Origin of the sequence: Sphingomonas sp. 3P27F8 (genome assembly GCF_005502745.1) — a bacterium.
Taxonomy (GTDB): Bacteria; Pseudomonadota; Alphaproteobacteria; order Sphingomonadales; family Sphingomonadaceae; genus Sphingomonas.
The window spans coordinates 112,296-131,504 of record NZ_SCNL01000002.1; the positions used below are offsets into that span (position 1 = coordinate 112,296).

The 19,209-nt window shown below is 64.5% G+C and carries 20 protein-coding genes; 11 read left to right on the forward strand and 9 right to left on the reverse strand.

The features are described from left to right. Nucleotides 1-239: 239 nt before the first annotated feature. From FFS35_RS03135 to FFS35_RS03145, 3 genes are read left to right on the forward strand one after another with little or no spacing between them, the layout of a single operon-like run. Nucleotides 240-1,364: a bifunctional 2-C-methyl-D-erythritol 4-phosphate cytidylyltransferase/2-C-methyl-D-erythritol 2,4-cyclodiphosphate synthase gene (locus FFS35_RS03135; RefSeq protein WP_137785672.1), complete on the forward strand. Its 1,125-nt coding sequence runs from the start codon at nucleotides 240-242 to the stop codon at nucleotides 1,362-1,364. Then, complete coding sequence (locus tag FFS35_RS03140; RefSeq protein WP_137785673.1) at nucleotides 1,361-1,888, forward strand: hypothetical protein; 528 nt, start codon at nucleotides 1,361-1,363, stop codon at nucleotides 1,886-1,888. The genes FFS35_RS03135 and FFS35_RS03140 overlap by 4 nt, the downstream gene beginning before the upstream one ends. Beyond that, nucleotides 1,885-2,412: a CinA family protein gene (locus FFS35_RS03145; protein WP_137785674.1), complete on the forward strand. Its 528-nt coding sequence runs from the start codon at nucleotides 1,885-1,887 to the stop codon at nucleotides 2,410-2,412. Before FFS35_RS03140 ends, FFS35_RS03145 begins: the two co-directional genes overlap by 4 nt. Here the strand turns inward: FFS35_RS03145 and FFS35_RS03150 are convergent. Both FFS35_RS03150 and lipA read right to left on the reverse strand, forming a co-directional pair. Next, nucleotides 2,349-2,831, reverse strand: a complete 483-nt coding sequence (locus FFS35_RS03150; RefSeq protein ID WP_137785675.1) for a type II toxin-antitoxin system RatA family toxin — start codon at nucleotides 2,829-2,831, stop codon at nucleotides 2,349-2,351. The genes FFS35_RS03145 and FFS35_RS03150 overlap by 64 nt on opposite strands. Continuing rightward, nucleotides 2,818-3,735 (reverse strand): lipoyl synthase, encoded by a 918-nt coding sequence (gene lipA, locus FFS35_RS03155; protein ID WP_137785676.1) that lies wholly within the window; start codon nucleotides 3,733-3,735, stop codon nucleotides 2,818-2,820. The genes FFS35_RS03150 and lipA overlap by 14 nt, the downstream gene beginning before the upstream one ends. A 54-nt stretch (nucleotides 3,736-3,789) precedes the next feature. Between lipA and FFS35_RS03160 the strand changes: the two genes are divergently transcribed. Further along, nucleotides 3,790-4,419 (forward strand): carbonic anhydrase, encoded by a 630-nt coding sequence (locus FFS35_RS03160; protein WP_137785677.1) that lies wholly within the window; start codon nucleotides 3,790-3,792, stop codon nucleotides 4,417-4,419. Between the two features lie 20 nt (nucleotides 4,420-4,439). Here the strand turns inward: FFS35_RS03160 and FFS35_RS03165 are convergent, their stop codons facing one another. Further along, a complete protein-coding gene (locus FFS35_RS03165; protein ID WP_137785678.1) occupies nucleotides 4,440-5,210 on the reverse strand; it encodes a polyphosphate kinase in 771 nt (256 codons plus the stop codon). A 44-nt stretch (nucleotides 5,211-5,254) separates the two neighbouring features. Continuing rightward, the gene (aspS, locus tag FFS35_RS03170) at nucleotides 5,255-7,075 is read right to left on the reverse strand and encodes an aspartate--tRNA ligase (protein ID WP_137785679.1); all 1,821 of its coding nucleotides are present in this window, start codon (nucleotides 7,073-7,075) and stop codon (nucleotides 5,255-5,257) included. A 131-nt stretch (nucleotides 7,076-7,206) separates the two neighbouring features. On the opposite strand from aspS, the gene rnd reads away from it, so the two are divergent. Continuing rightward, nucleotides 7,207-8,385, forward strand: a complete 1,179-nt coding sequence (gene rnd, locus FFS35_RS03175; protein ID WP_137785933.1) for a ribonuclease D — start codon at nucleotides 7,207-7,209, stop codon at nucleotides 8,383-8,385. Then, nucleotides 8,382-8,669 carry an I78 family peptidase inhibitor gene (locus FFS35_RS03180; RefSeq protein WP_137785680.1) on the forward strand — a complete coding sequence of 96 codons (288 nt, stop codon included), beginning with the start codon at nucleotides 8,382-8,384 and terminating at the stop codon, nucleotides 8,667-8,669. Before rnd ends, FFS35_RS03180 begins: the two co-directional genes overlap by 4 nt. Nucleotides 8,670-8,675: 6 nt before the next feature. Here the strand turns inward: FFS35_RS03180 and FFS35_RS03185 are convergent, their stop codons facing one another. The 4 genes from FFS35_RS03185 to FFS35_RS03200 are packed head-to-tail and all read right to left on the reverse strand — an operon-like array spanning nucleotide 8,676 to nucleotide 14,163. Then, nucleotides 8,676-10,127, reverse strand: a complete 1,452-nt coding sequence (locus FFS35_RS03185; RefSeq protein ID WP_137785681.1) for a Ppx/GppA family phosphatase — start codon at nucleotides 10,125-10,127, stop codon at nucleotides 8,676-8,678. A gap of 9 nt (nucleotides 10,128-10,136) precedes the next feature. Further along, nucleotides 10,137-12,314, reverse strand: a complete 2,178-nt coding sequence (locus FFS35_RS03190) for an RNA degradosome polyphosphate kinase (protein WP_137785682.1) — start codon at nucleotides 12,312-12,314, stop codon at nucleotides 10,137-10,139. Next, nucleotides 12,311-12,934, reverse strand: a complete 624-nt coding sequence (locus FFS35_RS03195; protein ID WP_137785683.1) for a DnaA/Hda family protein — start codon at nucleotides 12,932-12,934, stop codon at nucleotides 12,311-12,313. Before FFS35_RS03195 ends, FFS35_RS03190 begins: the two co-directional genes overlap by 4 nt. Then, a complete protein-coding gene (locus FFS35_RS03200; RefSeq protein WP_137785684.1) occupies nucleotides 12,931-14,163 on the reverse strand; it encodes a heavy-metal-associated domain-containing protein in 1,233 nt (410 codons plus the stop codon). The genes FFS35_RS03195 and FFS35_RS03200 overlap by 4 nt, the downstream gene beginning before the upstream one ends. Nucleotides 14,164-14,227: 64 nt before the next feature. On the opposite strand from FFS35_RS03200, the gene purM reads away from it, so the two are divergent. Genes purM through FFS35_RS03220 form a run of 4 tightly spaced genes read left to right on the forward strand, consistent with a single transcriptional unit; the run spans nucleotide 14,228 to nucleotide 16,897 of the window. Then, nucleotides 14,228-15,331 carry a phosphoribosylformylglycinamidine cyclo-ligase gene (gene purM, locus FFS35_RS03205; RefSeq protein ID WP_137785685.1) on the forward strand — a complete coding sequence of 368 codons (1,104 nt, stop codon included), beginning with the start codon at nucleotides 14,228-14,230 and terminating at the stop codon, nucleotides 15,329-15,331. Further along, a complete protein-coding gene (purN, locus tag FFS35_RS03210; protein ID WP_137785686.1) occupies nucleotides 15,328-15,891 on the forward strand; it encodes a phosphoribosylglycinamide formyltransferase in 564 nt (187 codons plus the stop codon). The genes purM and purN overlap by 4 nt, the downstream gene beginning before the upstream one ends. Before the next feature lie 41 nt (nucleotides 15,892-15,932). Further along, the gene (locus tag FFS35_RS03215; RefSeq protein WP_249341424.1) at nucleotides 15,933-16,313 is read left to right on the forward strand and encodes an MmcQ/YjbR family DNA-binding protein; all 381 of its coding nucleotides are present in this window, start codon (nucleotides 15,933-15,935) and stop codon (nucleotides 16,311-16,313) included. Then, nucleotides 16,310-16,897 carry a hypothetical protein gene (locus FFS35_RS03220; RefSeq protein WP_137785687.1) on the forward strand — a complete coding sequence of 196 codons (588 nt, stop codon included), beginning with the start codon at nucleotides 16,310-16,312 and terminating at the stop codon, nucleotides 16,895-16,897. The genes FFS35_RS03215 and FFS35_RS03220 overlap by 4 nt, the downstream gene beginning before the upstream one ends. An 83-nt stretch (nucleotides 16,898-16,980) precedes the next feature. Here FFS35_RS03220 and FFS35_RS03225 read toward each other — a convergent pair whose 3' ends face one another. Then, nucleotides 16,981-18,150: an aminotransferase class I/II-fold pyridoxal phosphate-dependent enzyme gene (locus FFS35_RS03225; protein ID WP_137785688.1), complete on the reverse strand. Its 1,170-nt coding sequence runs from the start codon at nucleotides 18,148-18,150 to the stop codon at nucleotides 16,981-16,983. 519 nt (nucleotides 18,151-18,669) lie between these two features. On the opposite strand from FFS35_RS03225, the gene FFS35_RS03230 reads away from it, so the two are divergent. Beyond that, on the forward strand, nucleotides 18,670-19,143 hold the full coding sequence (locus FFS35_RS03230) for a MarR family winged helix-turn-helix transcriptional regulator (RefSeq protein ID WP_171007484.1): 474 nt from the start codon (nucleotides 18,670-18,672) through the stop codon (nucleotides 19,141-19,143). Nucleotides 19,144-19,209: the final 66 nt, after the last annotated feature.

Sequence of the window (19,209 nt, forward strand, 5' to 3'; positions counted from 1 at the left end):
CGTCAACATTTCGCGGCGGAAACACGATCGTTCGCCGCGGACACATTCCCGCAACATGTCACCTCTAGCGCTAGGAACGTCGACGACGTCCCCTCGGCGTCGACATGGCCGGGCCCTCCCTTTTCCCGGCTGTTCCCTGAACTACGGGGCGGCCGTTCCCCCCTGTCTGGCCGCCCCGGATTTTCTCCGGCACCACCATCCATTGCCCGGCGCGTTCGACAGGCCTAAGGCGCCGCGCCATGAGGACCGTTGCAATCATCGTGGCTGCCGGCCGTGGAGAACGGGCGGGCACGACGCTTCCCAAGCAATATTTGCCGATCCGCGGTCGTCCGATGCTCGCCTGGGGTTATGATGCGCTCAGGAGCCATCCGTGCATAGACGAGGTGCTGGTGGTGATTGGCGAGGGACAGGAATCGCTTTTGACGGAAGCACTCCACGACGCGCGCTTCGTGACAGGCGCCGCGACGCGGCGCGAATCGGTTGCGGCCGGGATCGCCGCGCTCGCCGGAGCCGATCGCGTGCTGGTCCATGACGCGGCGCGCCCGTTCCTTCCCGCTGCGGTTATCGATCGGGTGCTCGCCGCGCTGGATTCGAACGACGGCGCCGTGCCCGTCCTGCCGCTTGCCGATACGCTTGTGCACGACGACGGCCGCACGGTATCCCGCGAGTCGCTGCACCGCGTACAAACGCCACAGGCATTCCGCTTCGATCGTCTCGCGGAAGCGCACCGCCGGTGGAGCGGCGGGGAGGCCACCGACGACGCCCAGATGGTCCGTGCGCTTGGCGGATCGGTGGCGTTGGTGCAGGGCGATCGGATGCTGGAAAAGATCACCTATCCGGGCGATATCGCGGCGGTGGAAGGGCGGACGGGCGTGGAAACCCGCTCTGCGCTGGGGTTCGATGTTCACCGGCTCGAAGATGGTGAGGAGCTCTGGCTCGGCGGCGTGCTGATCCCGCATCATCAGGGCCTTTCAGGGCACAGCGACGCCGACGTTGCGCTCCACGCCATCACCGATGCGCTGCTCGGAACGATCGCGGCGGGCGATATCGGCATGCATTTCCCGCCGAGCGATCCGCAATGGCGCGGGGCCGAATCGGGGCAGTTCCTGCGCCACGCCCTATCGCTGCTTGCGGCCCGGGGCGGCCGGATGACATTCGTCGATCTCACGCTGATCTGCGAGGCCCCGAAGATCGGCCCGCATCGGGACGCGATCCGCGCACGTGTCGCGGAACTTCTCGCGCTGTCGATCGATCGGGTCAGCGTGAAGGCAACTACCACAGAACGCCTGGGCTTCGCCGGTCGGGGCGAGGGTATCGCGGCTCAGGCGATCGTCACCGCGTCCCTGCCGGCGACGACCTTATGATCGCCCGTATCGCCGCCTCGCTGGCGCTCGCCACGCTGCCGGGTATCGCAGCGGCACAGACGCCATGCCTGTCAGCAGCCGACGCCGAAGCGATAGCGCTCGTTGCGATGCCGGATATCATCCGTGAAACCGGCCGGGTCTGCACCGCCCTTCCCGCCGCCAGCCTTGTTCGCAGGCCCACGAGCGCGTTTCTCGCCCGGTATGAGAGCGCCGCCGACTCGGCATGGCCCGCTGCTCGTGCGGCGATCGTCAAGCTGAGCGACCCGGCGGTCGATCTGTTGCTCCAATCCGATTATGCGCGGCCGCTGCTAACCTCGATCTTTGCGCCGCAGATTGTCGGTCACGTCCAGTCCGCGGACTGCCCCACGATCGATCGGCTGGTGACTCTGCTCGAGCCGCTGCCCGCGCGTAATACCGCCGGGATCATCGTGGCGACGCTGCAATATCTCAAGACCCGCAAGGCGCGCGGGAAGCAGGTTGCCGCCGTTCCCGACCTTCCCGTATGCGCGGCCTCATCACAATGACGGACAGCTTCCTCCCAGCCGAACTCGTTGAGGCCGCAGCGCGGGTGATCGAGGCCAATCGCGCGGCAGGCCGCCGCATCGCCGTGGCGGAAAGCTGCACCGGCGGGCTCGTCGCCGCCGCGCTGACCGAAATTCCCGGCTCGTCCGATGTGCTGGAGGCAAGCCTCGTCACTTATTCGAACGAGGCCAAGCACGCCCTGCTGCACGTCAGCAACGACGTGATCGATACGTTCGGCGCGGTATCGATCGCGGTCGCGTGGAGCATGGCGCAGGGCGCGCTGGAAGTGACGCATGCCGATGTTGCTGTCGCCATAACAGGCATCGCCGGCCCCGGGGGCGGATCGGAAAAGAAGCCGGTCGGGACGGTCGTCTTTGCGCGTGCGGAGCGGGTCGGCGATCCGGCAGATGTGGTGGCGGACAAGCACCTGTTCGGCGATATCGGCCGTAGCGGTATCCGGCTTCAGGCCGCGTTGTGCGCGCTCGATCTGTTAATGCCGGTCTCAGGCGACGCTCCAGGGCCGTAAAGCGCCCTGGCGCGATCCTCGAACGCGCCGATCATCCGGCGCAGTGCCGCCGCGAAGACCTGACCTGCCATCATTTCGAACACCCGGTTCTTGAACGCGAAGTCTACCGAAAAATCCACGAAGCACCCGTCGCCGTCGGGTCGGAACGTCCAGTCATTGTGCAAGAACTTGAGTGGACCGTCGACGTAATCGACATGCAATTTGCCTGGCCGCTGCTTCACAACGCGCGAGGTAAACGTTTCGCGCAGCCCTTTGAAGCCGACGATCATGTCGGCGATCGTCTCCTCCGCGCTATCGCTGCGCACGCGCATCGCGATCACCCACGGCAGGAATTCCGCATACCGGGCCACATCGGCGACCAGATCGAACATCTGCTCGCTCGTATAGGGCAGCCGGCGCGTTTCCTTATGCTTTGGCAAACTGCGCCTCTCGCGCCGCCTTCATCTTCGCGAAATCGTCACCGGCGTGGTAGCTGGATCGGGTCAGCGGCGAAGCGGCTACCAGCAGGAAGCCCTTGGCCCGGGCGATTGCGGCATAAGCATCGAACGCCTTGGGCGTGACGAAATCTGCGACCTTCGCGTGGCGCGGCGTCGGCTGGAGATATTGCCCCATCGTCAGGAAATCGATGTCGGCGGAGCGCATGTCATCCATCACCTGATGCACTTCCAGCCGCTCTTCGCCGAGGCCCACCATCACGCCGGATTTCGTGAAAATCGACGGATCGTGCCGCTTCACGCTCTCCAACAGCCGCAGCGAAGCGTAATAGCGGGCGCCGGGCCGGATCGTGGGGTAAAGCCGCGGCACGGTTTCAAGGTTGTGATTATACACGTCGGGCCGCGCCGCCACGATGGACTCGACCGCGCGATCCGCTTTGTTGCGGAAATCGGGTGTCAGAATCTCGATCGTCGTGTTCGGCGTGTTGCGGCGCAGCGCCTCGATCACCTTCACGAACTGCGACGCGCCGCCATCCGGCAGATCGTCGCGATCGACCGAGGTGATGACGATATGCTCCAGCCCCAGCTCCGCCGCCGCGACCGCGACATGCTCCGGCTCGAGCGGATCGACCGCCCGCGGCATACCCGTCTTGACGTTGCAGAAGGCGCAGGCGCGGGTGCACGTATCGCCGAGGATCATCACCGTCGCGTGTTTCTTCGTCCAGCATTCCCCGATGTTCGGGCAGGCCGCTTCCTCGCATACGGTCGCCAGGTTGAGGCGACGCATGAGTTGCCTGGTCTCGGCGAAGCCGGTCGAGGTCGGCGCCTTCACACGGATCCAGTCAGGCTTGCGGGTGCGCGGCGCAGTGACGGGGGACATCTCGTTCATGACAGCGCAGATAGCGTCTGCACACGGGCGAGACAACGCGCTAAGAGCGGCGTCATGACCGACTTTACCGATCTCGTCGCCGGATATCGGCGTTTCCGCGAACATGGCTGGATCGAACAGCGCGAGCGCTGGGCCGAATTGTCGGAGGGGCAGAGCCCCAAGGTGATGGTGATAGCCTGTTCGGACAGCCGCACCGATCCGGCGACCGTTTTCGACGTGTCCCCGGGCGAAATCTTCGTCGTGCGCAATGTCGCAAACCTCGTGCCGCCGTTCGAGTTGGGTGGCGGTCGCCACGGCGTATCGGCCGCGCTGGAATTCGCGGTGACGCAGCTCAAGGTGCAGGAAGTGGTCGTCATGGGCCACGGATCATGCGGGGGCGTCCATGCGTCGCTTACCCGCCGCTTCGAAGAGGCGAAGCCGGGCGAAGGCGGCTTCATCGCGCGCTGGATCGACATGCTGGACGAAGCGCGGGATCGCGTCGCCGCGCAATATGGAGACGGTGAGGAAGCCGCACACCAGCTTGAGCTTGAAACCGTACGGGTCAGCATCGCCAACCTGCGCAGTTTCCCTTGCGTGCGCGAGGCGGAAGCCGCGGGGCAGCTTGCGTTGCGCGGCGCATGGTTCTCGATCCGTGGCGGCGTGCTGTGGGTCATGGGCGCGGACGGCGAGTTCGCGCCCGCCTGACCCGGCGAGAGGCAGCCCGTTTACCCGTCCAGCGCCTCGTGCGCGATGCGGGCCAGTTCCGGGTCGAGCGTGGGCGGATCCATCGGCACGTTGGCGGACAAAACGTCCGCCACCACCGTGAGCGCCGCTATCCGGCCAGCCTTCTTGTGGTTGCAGTCGATCACATGCCACGGGGCGGCGCCGGTATCGGTGCGCTCGAACATCTCGTGCATCGCCTCCAGATAGTCGGCGCGCTTGGCGCGGTTGCGATAATCCTCCAACCCGGTTTTCCAGCGTTTCCAGGGATCATCGATGCGTTCGCGCAGGCGCTTGTCCTGCTCCTTTTGCCCGACATGGACAAACAGCTTCACCAGCGTCGTGCCCGAATCGACTAGCCGCGTCTCGAAATCGTTGATCTGGCCGTAACTGCGTTTCCATTCCGCGCGGGTCGCAAAGCCCTCGACCCGCTCCACCAGCACGCGCCCGTACCAGCTGCGATCAAATACCGTGACGTCGCCCGGTGCGGGCAGTTTGTTGCGAAAGCGCCAGAGGAAGGGATGCGCCTTTTCCTCTGGCGTCGGTGCTGAGATCGGATAGACCTCGAAATGACGGGGATCCCAGGTGCTCACGAGCCGCTGGATGATACCGCCCTTCCCCGCCGCATCCCAGCCCTCCAGCATCACGACTGCGGGGCGCGCATGCTCGATATGGGCGACCAGTATCTTCCTCAGCCGCTGCTGCAGCTTGGCGAGATCGCGACGGTAATTACCCCGGTAGGGTTTTCCCTTCTCATAATCGGCAAGATCGATCATTGCGCCAGCCTGCCGTGAAAGCGCGCCTGACGCCAGACATGATCTCATCCGGCGCCCGGTGCCACCGCCTTGTCCACATTGGCGATATCGGCGGTGGAGCGAAGATTGAGTTCGCGAAGCTGCTTGGCCGAAACGAAGCTGGGCGCCCCCATCATCAGGTCTTCCGCCTTCTGCGTCATCGGGAAGACGATCACCTCGCGGATGTTGGGCTGATCGGCGAGCAGCATCACGATGCGATCGATGCCGGGCGCGGAGCCGCCGTGCGGCGGCGCGCCGTATTTGAACGCGTTTATCATCCCCGCAAAGTTCGTATCGACGTCCTCGCGGCTATACCCGGCAATCTCGAACGCCTTGTACATGATTTCGGGCCGGTGATTTCGGATCGCGCCGGAAGACAGCTCTACGCCGTTGCAAACGATGTCATATTGATAGGCGAGGATATCGAGCGGGTCTTTGGTCTCCAGCGCGTCCAGTTCGCCCTGCGGCATGCTGAACGGGTTGTGGCTGAAATCAATCTTCTTGTTGTCCTCGTCATATTCGAACATCGGGAAATCGACGATCCAGCAGAATTCGAAGCGGCTTTCGTCGATCAGGCCGAGTTGTTCGCCCACGCGCGTGCGGGCGAGGCCGGCGAGCTTCGCTGCCTGTCCTTCCTTGCCAGCGGCGAAAAAGATGCCGTCGTCCGGGCCGAGCCCGAGTTCGTCGGCCAGCGCGGACATTTTGTCCTCGCCATGGTTCTTCGCGATCGGGCCGCCCCATTCGCCGCCCTTGCGCGTCGCATAGCCGAGCCCCGCGAACCCTTCCGCCTGCGCCCAGGCATTCATATCGTCGAAGAACTTGCGCGATTTCTCCGCCGTTTTCGGCGCGGGGATAGCGCGGACTACATCACCGGCCTCGACGATCGCGGCGAAGCGGCCGAAGCCGGACCCGGCGAAATGCGCGGAGACATCGGAAATCAGGATCGGGTTGCGCAGGTCCGGCTTGTCGTTGCCGTATTTCAGCATCGACTCGCGATACGGTATCTGGCGGAACGGCAGGGCACTGACGGTGCGCCCTTTGCCCTGCCAGTCCGCGAATTCGGTGAATACGCCGTGCAATACTGGCTCGATCGCGGCGAACACGTCTTCCTGCGTGACATAGCTCATCTCGAAATCGAGCTGATAGAACTCTCCCGGCGAGCGATCGGCGCGCGCGTCCTCGTCGCGGAAGCAGGGCGCGATCTGGAAATAGCGATCGAAGCCGGCAACCATCAGGAGTTGCTTGAACATCTGCGGGGCCTGCGGCAGCGCATAGAATTTGCCGGGGTGCACACGGCTGGGAACGAGATAGTCGCGCGCGCCTTCGGGGCTGGAAGCGGTCAGGATCGGCGTCTGGAACTCGGTGAAGCCCTGGTCGATCATCCGCTTGCGGATCGAGGCGATCACCGCTGACCGCAGCATGATATTGGCGTGCAGCTTTTCGCGCCGCAGATCGAGGAAGCGATAGCGCAGGCGGATATCTTCCGGATATTCCGCCTCTCCCGCGACCGGCATCGGCAGTTCCTGTGCCACCGACTGGACGGTCACGGCGGTTGCGAATACCTCGATCTCACCGGTGGCGAGGTTGGGATTGATCGTCGCGTCGGAACGCTTCTTCACATTGCCGTCGATCGTGACGACCGATTCGGTGCGCAGCGATTCCAGCACCGGCAGCGCGGGCGAATCGCTGTCCGCCACGATCTGGGTCAGCCCGTAATGGTCGCGCAGATCGACGAACAATACGCCGCCATGGTCGCGCTTGCGATGAACCCAGCCCGAAAGGCGAACGGCGTCGCCGACATTCGCGGCGGTCAGCGCGGCGCAATTATGGGTGCGGTAGGCGTGCATCTTGTGATCTCTGACTGGCATCACCCCGTCGGAACGGGGGCCGCCGGAATGGCGGGTAAATGAAAGCCCGCGCCCTCCCCTTCCATCCACGCTTTGTCAAGGCGCGCGCGTGGGGCTATGGGCGGCGGCTTATGCATGTTCACCCGCTGATCACCGACAATGCGACGCTCGCCAATCTGTGCGCGCGCCTCGCAGACGCCCCCTTCATCTGCGTCGATACCGAATTCATGCGCGAAAGCACCTACTGGCCCGAGCTGTGCCTGATCCAGATCGCCGATACCGAAGAGGCAGCGGCCATTGATCCAAAGGCGCCGGGGCTCGATATGGCGCCGTTGCTGGATCTGCTGGTCGATAATGAGGAAGTCCTGAAGGTATTCCACGCCGGCGGCCAGGATATCGAGATCATCTACAACCTGACCGGCAAGACTCCTTATCCGCTGTTCGACACACAGGTGGCGGCGATGGCGCTCGGTCAGGGGGAGCAGATCGGCTATTCGAACCTGGTTGATAGCTGGCTCGGTATCCAGATCGACAAGGGCGCGCGCTTCACCGATTGGTCGCGCCGCCCGCTCGATCAGCGGCAGGTGGATTATGCGATCGGCGACGTGACACACCTTTCGAACATCTTCCCCAAGATGCTCGAACGCCTGAAAAAGACCGGGCGTGGCGCGTGGCTGGATCAGGAGATGGAGCGGCTCGCCGATCCGGCGAACTACGCGAACGATCCCGAGCTTTCGTGGAAGCGCGTGCGGATATCCGGTCGCAAGCCCGATGTGCTGGGGCGGCTGAAGGCGATCGCCAAATGGCGCGAGCTGGAAGCCCGCAGCAAGGATCTGCCGCGCGGCCGCATCGTGAAGGATGAAACGCTGGCCGATCTCGCCGGCCATCCGCCGAAGAAACAGGCCGACCTGTCGAAGGTCCGCGGGCTTTCCGCAACCTGGGCCTCGAACGATATCGGCAAGCGCCTCATGACCGCGATCGCCGAGGCTGCGCCGATGCCCGCCAGCGAGATGCCGCCGCGCGACGATCGCAAGCCGGGGCTGGGCAAGGAAGGCTCGCTGGTCGCCGATCTGTTGAAACTGCTGCTGAAGATTCGCGCGCGCGATATCGATGTCGCGCCGCGCTTGCTCGCGCGCGGCGAAGAGTTGGAGGCGCTGGCGGCCGGGCAGCGTGAAGGCCTCGCGATTCTCACCGGCTGGCGCTATGATCAGTTCGGGCGTGACGCACTCGATCTGGTCGAGGGAAGGCTCGGCTTCGCGGTCCAGAGTGGCAAGCTCAAGATGACACGAACAGAGGGGACTGCCGCATGACCAAGGCCCTTTTCGCCGCGCTGCCGCTGATTGCGCTCGCCGGCTGCGTCGATGACCGCCCCGGGATGCCGGGGCCGGTACGCGAATGTCGCGCCGGCCCGGCGCAGCGCTTCGTCGGTGCCCCGTTCCGCCCTGCGCTCGTCCGCCAGGCACAACGCGCCGCCGGCGCCCGTAGCGTTCGCGTGCTCTATCCCGGTCAGGCGGCGACAATGGACTTTCGGGCGGACCGGCTGAACATCAACGTTGGCGAGCGCAACATCATCCGCAGCCTCAACTGCGGATGACAATCTTCACGCGGTGACGATCGGCGCGCGGCCCAGCGCCGCCGCCAGCGCATTGTGCCGCTTCTCGACCGCTTCGCCATAAAGGCCCTGATCCTCGGAATTCAGATCAAGCGTGAGCGTTTTGGCATCGATTGACAGATGCGAGCGCTGCAATGGCCCCGCCAGCCCACCGGACAACCGCTGGCCGAGCCGCATCGCAAGCCCCCAGCCAACCGCGCGTCGCAGATCGAGATCGCTGGCCAGCAGCGGCAGTGGCGGCGCGCTCGCGGTGCTCCCGCCAAGCCCGGTCCACAGCGCCTGCGCAATCATCGCACGGCCGCGCGCATCGACGCCGACCCAATTGCCGTGAAGGGCGATCTCCATTCCGCGCTCGGCGCGGAATTCCGGGTTCGCGCGCCAGCCCACATCGGCAAGCTGGCAGGCGGCATGGCGCAGCCGCGCATCCGCGCCGGATTCACCGGCGAACGGCGGCGCGATCCATTCGTAAAGCAGATCGCCATGTTCGGGGAAGCGGCCCGCCCGCCGCCCCTCGTCGCGCGTTGCGACCACCAAGGGGTCCTGCGCGCGCGTCCGCTCATCCAGCGCGCCATAGAGCAATCCCTCGCGCAGGCCGTAAGCTGAAACGATCGTGCCCCGGCTTTTCAGGTGCTTGAGCAATGAGGTCAGCACCGCCGCCGCATCGCCCAAGGTCGGGATCCGGCCGGTGGACAGGCCAGGCACTGCCTTCAGCCGTCCCTTTGCAAGATGCGATATCGTGCGCCCCAGCCGCGTCACCGTTTCCGCGGTCATCGCATATTCGTGGATGATCGGCAGCGGATAATGGGTCCGGTCCATGTCGAGCCGCGCCAGCCCGCGCCATGATCCGCCGACGAGATACAGCGGCAACCCCTTGCCCGCCCCGCCCCATCCGGCATCGCGCAGCAATTTTCCGACCCTCCGGTCCAGACCGCCCTTTTCGCGGAGTGCCGCGATACGCAGCACGCCGAGCGGGAAGGATGCGTGCTGCAATATCGCCCCGTCCCTGACGCGGACAAGCTCGAGGCTGCCGCCGCCAAGATCGCCGACGATTCCATCCGCACCGGGTATCGCGGAAATCACGCCATACCCTGCCGCCCGCGCCTCTTGCTCCCCGGAAAGCAGTTCCACGGTCAGGCCGTGTTGCGCCGCGATCGCCAGCAAGTCGTCGCCGTTGGCGGCATCTCGTGCAGCCGCCGTTGCGACGGTGCGAACCGTGTCGCACCGCATCTCCCGGGTCAGCGCCTCGAAACGGGCAAGCGCGATCTCCGCCGCCGCCATCGCTTCCGCATCGATCGCGCCGGTCTGCGCCAGGCTTCTTCCCAGCCCCGCGAGCACTTTTTCATTGAAGAGGATCGCCGGCAGCCGCGCCGGCCCCTGATAGACGACGAGTCGGATCGAGTTCGATCCGATATCGATGATCGCCGTGCGCGGCGCCGCCACCGGGGTTCCTCAGCCCTGCCGGCGGAGCGAAAGGGTCGGCACCTCGCCGCCCTCGGCGAGCGCCGCGCCGCGCCCGGAAAGCGACGGGTTGGTCATGAAATAACGGTGGAGGTTGAATGGTTTGTCACCGGGCTTCAGGCGAACGTAGCTGCCGTCCGGCTCCAGCTCCCAGCTTTGCTCGTCATCGATAAGGTTCGCCACCATTACCTGATCGAGCACCTGATCGTGAACCGTCTCGTTGATGAGCGGCAACATATATTCGACCCGGCGATCGAAATTGCGCGGCATCCAGTCTGCCGATGAGATCAGCACATGCGCCCCATCGTTGGGCAATGCCGCCCCATTGCCGAAACACGCGATGCGGCTGTGCTCAAGGAAGCGCCCGATCACCGATTTCACCCGGATGTTATCCGACATTCCCGGCACCTTCGGGCGCAGGCAGCAGATGCCGCGCACGACCAGATCGATCTCCACCCCGGCCCCGCTCGCCTCGTAGAGCTTCTCGATGATCGCAGGATCGACCACCGAATTCATCTTCGCCCAGATTGCCGCAGGCTTGCCTGCACGTGCGAAGGCGATCTCTGCGTCGATCAGTTCGATCAGCCGGTCACGCAGACCGCGCGGGGAGATGACGAGAAGCTCCATCCCTTGCGGCTCGACATAGCCGGTGATGTAATTGAACACCTGCGCCGCATCGCGCCCGATGCGCGGATCGGCGGTGAAGAAACTGAGATCGGTATAGATGCGTGCGGTGATCGGGTGATAATTGCCGGTGCCGAAATGACAGTAAGTGCGGAACTGCCCGCCCTCGCGCCGCACCACCATCGATATCTTGGCATGGGTCTTCCAGTCGATGAAGCCATAGACCACCTGCACGCCGGCGCGCTCGAGCGCGCTGGCCCACAGCATGTTCTGCTCCTCGTCGAAGCGCGCCTTCAATTCGACCACCGCCGTCACGGACTTGCCCGCCTCCGCAGCGGCGATCAGCGCGTTGATGACCGCGGACTGCTTGCCGGCGCGATACAGCGTCTGCTTGATCGCCACCACGTCCGGGTCGTTCGCAGCCTGTTTCAGAAAGGCCAGCACCACGTCGAACGTCTCGTAAGGGTGGTGGACGATGATGTCCTTCGAGCGGATTGCGGCGAAGCAATCGCCGCCGAACTCGCGGATGCGTTCGGGAAAGCGCGGTGTGAATGGCGGAAATTTCAGATCTGGCCGATCTTCTTCGTAAAGCTGATCGAGATCCCCGATTCCCAGGAACGATCCGCTCTCGGTAATCAGCGCGCCGGCCTCGCCCAGTTCACCGCGCAGCGCGTTTTCCAGCGCATCTGGCATCCCGGTTTCCAGCTCCAGACGGATGACCCGCCCGCGCCGCCGCCGCTTGATCGCATTGGCGAAGTAGCGGACAAGATCCTCCGCCTCTTCCTCGATTTCGATATCGCTATCGCGCAGCACGCGAAATTCCGCCGCGCCGAGCACACGATAACCGGGGAACAGCACGTGCGAGAACCGCTTGACGATCGATTCGATCGCCACGTAGCGCGCCTGCTCACCCGGCAGCCTGACGAAACGACGCATCGACGCGGAAAGCATCACCAGTTCACGGATCGGCTCGTCGTCGGAGAGCCGCATCAGATCGAACATCACCGCCAGGCCCTTGTTGGGCATGAACGGGAAGGGATGCGCAGGATCGAGCGCCTGCGGCGTCAGGATCGGCAGAAGCTGCTCGCGGAAATGCGTTTCCAGCCATGCGATCTCCTCCGCCGAGAGCACCGCATCGACCCGGCTCGAGCCCAGCACCTGAAGACCGGTATCAGCCAGCGCATGGCGGATATCGCGCCATACGGTCTCCTGATCCATCAGCAGTTTGTCCGCCGCCGCGGTGATTGCGTTCAGCTGCTGGGTCGGCGTCAGCCCGTCCGCGGAGCGCGCCTCCACCTCCAGAATCTGTTGCCCCTTCAGCCCGGCGACGCGAACCATGAAGAACTCGTCGAGGTTCGAGCCGGAAATGGACAGGAACCGCAACCGTTCCAGCAACGGATGCGCAGGATTGCACGCCTCCTCCAGCACGCGCCGGTTGAACGCCAGCCACGAAAGCTCGCGATTGAAATAACGCCCCGACGTGCTCGGCTCGAACGGATCGTCGTCTTCGCGGATGCTGGCGGCGATATGGGCTGGGCGGGTCATTCGTAATCCGTCGTCGGGAGCGGGATAAGGGCGGCGGCGGCAAGTGTGGTGCGCGCCAGCGGGATCGACAGCCGCTTGCGGCGCTCCAGCACCTCCTGGTCCAGCGCATCCACCGTTCGCATGACAGCAATATGACTACGCTCGATCCGCGTTACCAGCCAGTCGATCAGATCGGGTCGCGCATCCAGCCCGCGCCGCAGGAACTGCCGCCCCAGCAGCACCCGCATCAACTCGTCGTCTGGCGCGCCGATCGTGGCCACCGGCGAGGCGCCCAGACGCGACCGCAGGTCTGGGAGCTTGATCCGCCACTCGGGTGGCGGGGCATCCGCAACGATCAGCAGCGGCTTGCGCTCGGCTTGTGCGCGGTTCCATTCGTGGAAAAGTTCGGTTTCGGAGCGCTTTTCCGCGTCGTCGATGATCGCGCCGCCACTTTTCGAGGCGAAGATGCGGGCAAGCAGGCTGCGCCCCGATTTCCTCGGGCCGGTGAGCAGCGCGGTCATCACCGGCCACGCGCCCCAATGTTCCACCATATGTGCCGCACGCGCGTTCGAGGGTGTGACCAGAAACTCCTCGTCGCGGGGATCGGCGGGCCACTCCAGCGGCAGCGCGATCTGGTTCATCCGGCGGTCGCGTTGTCCGCCGCCACGTCCGGCGGGAGCAATTGGGGCGCGCGGCGGATGCGGAGCGTGGTGCCGTTGCCCAACACCTGCCAGCCGCGGGATTGGAGCGCGGCACGGAAGGCGTCGGGGGTGCCGCCATAGGTTATCGTCATCACCGATACACCGCCGAGCGCCAGGCTGGACGTTGCCGCGCTTGAAACCCCGGGCACGCCGCGCATTGCCGCCTCAGTGCCATTCACCGCCGCCGCCCCTGGCGAATCGAACTGCACGGAGATCGTCGTACCGCCCACTGTAAGGCCGTCGACCGGCTGCGAGTCGTCCGGTGCCGCCGTTTCGGCGGTCGCCGCCACCGGCGCGACATAGGCAAGGCCGGGATCCCGCCGCAGCGCCCCGCTGTTCAGCGCTGTTTGATAAAGATCATCGAGCCGCTTCACACCGACGTCGAGCAGCTGCCCAAGCCCGGCTGGCGAGCCGACGCGCAGCGCGAACTGGCCGAACAGCCGGTTATCTGGTCCTCCCCGCGCCTGAAACACCCCGATGATCGGGCCACCCGGCCATTGGCGGGAAAGACTGACGGTGGGCATCAGCACATCGCTGCCGCCATATTGATCGAGCACCGATCGCCACCAGCCACGCCCCGGCCGCTGCGTCTGTCCATAATTGAGCAGCAGCGGGTCCGCGCCGTTGCCGACGGGGCGAATGTAATCCACCGTGCTGCCGCCGGTGCGGAAGCGTGCCCAGGCCTCCTGCCACGGTGTGCGCTGTTCGAATACTGTCGCCGTGCCGCCGGTCCACATCACCGGGATCACGACCATCGGCGCGGAGCGGCTGACATAATTGCTGACGCCGAGTGCAGCACTCGCCCGCGCGCGATCGAAAAGCACACCCAGCTTCGCGATATAGCGGTTCGGACCGATCTGCTCGTTCTCGACAACGATGCCGGACACGAGCGAATCGAGCGTGCCGTCCGCAATGAGACCGCCACCGGCGCCCAGACGCTTCGACAGTTGCACCCACGCCTTGCGCTGCGCCAGCCGCCAGCCGCCATAGCGCGCGGCATCGGCATCCTTGGCGGACACATCGACAGCCACGCCGCTGACTTCAAAATCCGACGAACTGTCGATCGGCGCGACGCCGCGATCGCCGCCTTCGATCTGCGCGATGCCGATCCCGCTGCCAAGCAGTATCACGCCGATGGCGGGAGCGAGGAAAATCGGGCGAAGACGCATCTTGCCCGCCTTTTGGCGAAGCAAGCGTGGAAATCCAAGCGAGATATGGCTAGTCGCACAGCATATGACCACAGATAGTCGCAATACGTCTTATACCTACGCCGATGCCGGCGTTTCGATCGCCGGCGGAAATGCCCTGGTCCGCGCAATAGCCCCCCTCGCCCGCGCGACGCGCCGGGCGGGGGCGGATGCGGATCTCGGCGGATTCGGCGGCTTCTTCGATTTGCGCGCCGCAGGGTTCAGAGATCCTCTGCTCGTGGCCGCCAATGACGGCGTCGGCACCAAGCTGAAGCTTGCGATCGAGCACGAGCGGCACGAGGGCGTCGGGATCGATCTGGTCGCGATGTGCGCGAACGACCTGATCGTCCAGGGCGCGGAGCCGCTGTTCTTCCTCGATTATTACGCGACCGGCCGGCTCGATAACGGGGTTGCGGAACAGGTCGTCGCCTCGATCGCGGAAGGGTGCAAAATCGCCGGATGCGCACTGATCGGTGGCGAGACGGCGGAAATGCCGGGGATGTATGCCGATGGCGATTACGATCTCGCCGGGTTCTGCGTCGGCGCGGTCGAGCGGGACGAAGTGCTCACCGGGCGGGAAATCGCGGTGGGAGACGTGATCCTCGGCATCGCCTCGTCGGGCGTCCACTCCAACGGCTTTTCGCTCGTTCGCCGGCTCGCCGCCGACAAGGGATGGCGGCTTGATCGCCCCGCCCTGTTCGATCAGGATCGCCTGCTGATCGATACGTTGATGGCCCCCACGCGCATCTATGTGAAAAGCCTGCTGCCGCTAGTGCGTGACCGGCGGATCAAGGGGCTGGCTCATATCACCGGCGGGGGACTGCTGGAGAATATTCCACGTGTGCTCCCTGCGGAGCGTCATGCGCTGATCGATGCGGATGCATGGCCCCAGCCGCGCCTCATGGCCTTCTTGCAAGCGCAGGGCGCGATCGAGCCGGAAGAGATGGCGCGCACCTTCAACTGTGGCATCGGCATGGCGGCGATCGTCGCGCCCGATGTCGCGGACACGGTCATCGCCGCGCTCGAAGCCGCCGGCGAAACCGCCCACCGCATTGGAACGATCGCCGCCGGGGAGCGAGGCTGCACGGTGCGCGGCTCGGTCGAAACCTGGAGCGCGCGGGCCGGCTGGACGGCGACGCACAACGCATGAACTCCCCGGCCAAAGTCGCGATCCTCGTTTCGGGGCGCGGATCGAATATGCAATCGTTGGTCGCGGCGGCGGGTGACGCCTATGAGATCGTCGTCGTCGCCTCCGACAAGCCGGACGCCGCCGGTCTCGCCTGGGCGCGCGAGCGTGGTATCCCCACTTTCGCGCTCTCGCCCAAGGACATCGGCAAGGCGGCCTATGAGACCGCGCTCGACGCGGCGCTCCGGCGGGCGGGCGCGGAATATATCGCGCTCGCGGGCTACATGAGGCTGCTGTCGGACGAATTCGTCGCCGGCTGGCGCGGGCGCATCGTCAATATCCATCCCTCGCTGCTGCCGAGGTACAAGGGCCTCGATACCCATGCGCGCGCCATCGCGGCCGGCGATGCAGAAGCCGGCTGCTCGGTACATGTCGTCACCGAGGAACTCGACGGCGGCGAGGTGCTGGGTCAGGCCCGCGTACCGATCCTGCCCGGGGACGACGCCGAAACGCTTGCCGCGCGCGTGCTGGCGGAGGAACATCGCCTTTACCCGCGCGTCCTCGCCGAGTGGTTGGCGCGCTGACGCGTCCGCCGTGCGCGCAGCATCTTGTGGAAGGAGCCACCGTGACGACGACCGATCCGGCTCCATTGCTGCAAAAGGTGCGAGAGATCGCACTCACCCTGCCGGCTGCGATGGAGCGCCCTAGCCACGGCTCGCCCGGATTCCATCTCGAAAAGGGCAAGTTCTTCGCCTATTTCTGGCACGATCACCACGGGGACGGCGAAACCGTGGTGATCGTGAAGGCGGCGGATAGTGATGAACAGGCGATGCTGATCGAAATGGATCCCGACTGCTATTTCCGCCCCGCCTATCTAGGCCCGTCCGGCTGGGTGGCGATGCGGCTGGACCGCACCGATACGGACTGGGATCGCGTCGGCGACCGGATCGCGCGGAGTTGGGAGCTGGTCGCGCCACGCCGGTTGCTGGAGATGGGCGGACGATGAGCGAAACCGCAGACCAGGCCGCCACGCGACGCCGCTGGATCACGCTGGCGGAACTGCTTGCCGTGGTCGGCATGCTGATCGGCGCGGCAACCCTGTACCTAAACTGGTCCGGCCGCCGCGCCGACGAAGCTGCGCGCGCCGCGCAGGAGGCCAGCGCCGAGCATGCGCGCGGTGTCGTAACGCTCGTGGGCAAAGTATCCGGCGGCGGCGACGCACTCGCGCTGAGCGACGGGGATCGTGTGTTCAGTGCCGCGACCGTCACTTTCCCCAAGGCACTTGGCGTCGCTCCGCAGGACGCGCTTCCCGGCCCGCGCATCGCCGGCGACTGGTTCGCCGCCGGGTTGTTGAAGGCGATTGAAGGCGTCGACAAGGATCACGGACGCCTTCCCGTGCTGATCTCGGTAAGCTGGTGGGACGGCGACAGGAGCCATACGGAAACCGCCCTCTACGACATATTATGGCGCACCGAGGGCCGCTTCCTGCGCGGGCGGAAGCTTGTGCTGACGGGGCTGGCACTCACTTCGCGAAGCAAATCGGCAACGGTGCTGGATGCGGCGTGGGAGCGAACCCGACCGAAGAAATAGTCGTGATCCGCCACCGCAAAAATTCACCGTGATCCCGCGCTTATTCACGACACCGGCGTATCCGTGCCAACGACCCGCTTCCATCACAACGAGTTGAAAAGCCGCGTCAGCCTTTCCATCGCCTCGACGACGCGCTTTTCGGATTCAGATCCGAAGCAGATTCGCAGATGCCCCTCGCCCGCCGGGCCATAGAAGCTGCCGGCCTCGACCACGACATGCGCGTCGTGCAGGATACGCATCGCCAGTTCGTTCGATGACAGCCCCGTGCCCCGGATATCCGGGAACGCGTAAATCGTACCTTCGGGTTCTGCGCATGTGACGCCCGGCATCTGGTTCAGCGCCCGAACAACTATGTCGCGCTTGCGCCGATCGGCCTCGACCATCGCCAGCATCGCGTCCTGCGGCCCTTCTATCGCCGCGCGGGCGCCTTCCTGGACGAACACGTTGACGTGGGTGATGTCGGTCATGGCGATACGCAGGATCGCCGGCATCAGTCGTGCGTCGGCAGCAAGGTATCCCACGCGCCAGCCATCCATCGAATATGCCTTGGTAAACGCGAAGCAGGTGATCGTGCGCTCGCGCATGCCGGGCAGACTGGCGATGCTCACATGCTTCGCGTTTCCATAAGTGATATGCTCGTACACTTCGTCGGAAAGAACCAGCAGATCGTGTTCGATCGCAAGTGCGGCGATGTGCTGAAGCTCATCCCGGCTATAGACGCGCCCGGTAGGATTGGCCGGGTTCACCAGAACGATCATCCTGGTCCGTTCGGTAATCTTCGCGGCGATCTTATCCCGCGAGATGGCGAAGTTGTTCGCGCTGTCCAACTCCGCGATCACCACGGTGCCGCCGGCCAGTTCGATCTTGCCGATGTGCTGCGGGTAATAGGGATCGAGCAGGATCACCTCATCGCCCGGATCGATGGCCGCCATCATCGCCGCGAACGACGCGTGGGTGAGGCCGTTGCATACCAGTACTTCATCGATGGCATAGTCGAGCCGGTTGAATTCGCGCAATTTTCTCGTCAGCGCCTTTCGGAACGACGGTGTGCCGCGGAAATCCCCGTAATGGACGATGCCCGCGTCCAGCGCGGCCTTTGCCGCCGCTTTGATATGATCCGGCGTATCCGCATGGGGCCGGCCAAATTCGAGGTGGATCAGATCGAAGCCGGCTGCATCCATAGCGGCAGCCTCATCATACATGCCGAAGCTTTTTCTCGATCCGCCTGTCAGGCGCCGTGCCGGCCACTTCATCATCGACCTCCAGATGAACCACATTACGTGAATATTCGTGTGATATATACTATCAATTCCAGAAGTATCAGTCTTGAAGTGCGCAAGCCTCTGCCGTTAGGTGGAACGGTCAGAAGACCGCCTTCAGCTCGCGTCACGCCCGGGCATCAGCCGCGTTGTTCGCGCAACGCGATGAAGCAACAGTTATCACACGATTTTCGTTGATTTTACTACGACCCGATTGCATTTTCCGATCGGATGACAATCGGCATCCCGCTTCCGTTTCAGACACGCGGCGCCCGTGCCAGTTGCCAATCAACCCGTTAATTCAACCCAACATGCCGAGATCAGCCGGGCGCTCCCCCACCCGCATTCCGCTTTGGCTCAAATTGTCAGTAACAGGTATGAAGTATATGATTTCAGATGAATTTGCCCCGCACGTGCCAGCGCTGGCGAGCCTGCGCTTGATCCCGAGTAATAGTTGAGGGAAACATGGCGACCAGAGCACCCGGAAAGCTGGCGGGAAGGGCGAAGGATTCGATGAGTAACCGCAGTGTCTACGATCCGAGCAGCCCGGATTTCCGTCTTGAAAATTCGCCATTCTATTTGATGGCCCACGCAGACTTCAAATATCACGAGGATATGGACATCGTGCTGCACAAGCATGGTGTTTCCAAACCGATCTATCGCGTGATGACGGTATTGCGCGAACGCGAGCCGGCCAGCATCGGCGCGATTGCGGAGGCGGCGCTGACCAAGCGATCGACGATCAGCCGGATCATCGATCGCATGGTCGAGCAGGGATTGGCTTGCACCGCGCCCAATGCCGACGATCAGCGGGTCACCGAGGTAACACTGACACCGGCGGGCCACGAAACGTTGCGTACGCTCACGCCGATCGTCGGGCGGCAGTTCAACCGGGCAATGGACGGCGTGAGCGATAGCGACATCGCCCGATTGCTCGCGACCCTGCAGAAGATCGGCGCGAACCTCAGCAAGCTTCCGATAGAGTAACGGGCCGGCCGGCCGAGAACGGCGCCCTCCAGGCATTGCTGCCGAAAGATTTAAGATCACCGGCGC